The 821-nt window shown below is 63.2% G+C and carries 1 pseudogene; it reads left to right on the top strand.

The features are described from left to right. A pseudogene (locus EN994_RS33570) lies at window positions 1-636 on the top strand (aminotransferase class V-fold PLP-dependent enzyme); the annotation flags it as partial. Window positions 637-821: the final 185 nt, after the last annotated feature.

Genomic DNA, 821 nt, shown 5'->3' with positions numbered 1-821 from the left:
GCCATCACCGGTTCGCAGAAAGGGCTGATGCTGCCTGCCGGTCTCGGCATCCTGGCGGTGAGCGCCAAGGGTCTGGAAGCGCACAAGCAGTCGCGCATGGAGCGTTGCTATTTCAGCTTCGAGGATATGCAGGCTTCGTCCAAGACCGGCTTCTTCCCCTATACGCCGCCAACGCAGTTGCTGCTTGGCCTGAGAGCCAGCCTCGACCTTATCTTTGCCGAGGGACTGGAGCAGATTTTTGCCCGGCACCACCGGCTCGCCGAAGGTGTGCGCCGCGGCGTGCATGCGTGGGGACTAAAGCTCTGCGCCAACGAGGAAAAATGGTGGTCGGATACGGTTTCGGCGATCGTCGTCCCCGAGGATGTCGATGCCAGACAGGTCATCGCCAACGGATATTCCAGATATCGCACATCCTTCGGCGCGGGCCTCAGCAAGGTGGCTGGCCGCGTGTTCCGCATCGGCCATCTCGGCGACCTCAACGAGGTCATGTGCCTCGCCGCCCTGGCCTCGGCGGAAATGTCGTTACGCGACGCCGGAGCCCGAATCGAGGCCGGCTCCGGTGTTGCCGCTGCGCAGGAATGGTACCGCGCCGAGATCGGCCGGACCTTGCAGCCGCGGCACGAACGCGCGGCTTGAGAGGATCGTAGCCATGAGCAAACCGAAGGTAATCGTTACCCGGCGCTGGCCGCATGAGGTCGAACAGCGCCTTGGCGACCATTTCGATGTCACGCTGAATGAAGCCGATCGGCCCTATGAGCAACAAGAGCTTCGCCAGGCCCTGCTGCTTGCCGATGCCGTGCTGCCGACCGTAACCGATCGGC

It is taken from the genome of Mesorhizobium sp. M7A.F.Ca.CA.002.09.1.1 (assembly GCF_003998555.1).
In the GTDB taxonomy this organism is placed as follows: domain Bacteria; phylum Pseudomonadota; class Alphaproteobacteria; order Rhizobiales; family Rhizobiaceae; genus Mesorhizobium; species Mesorhizobium ciceri.
The sequence above is the reverse complement of the archived record's forward strand: the minus strand, read 5'-3'. Positions and strand labels throughout refer to the sequence as shown.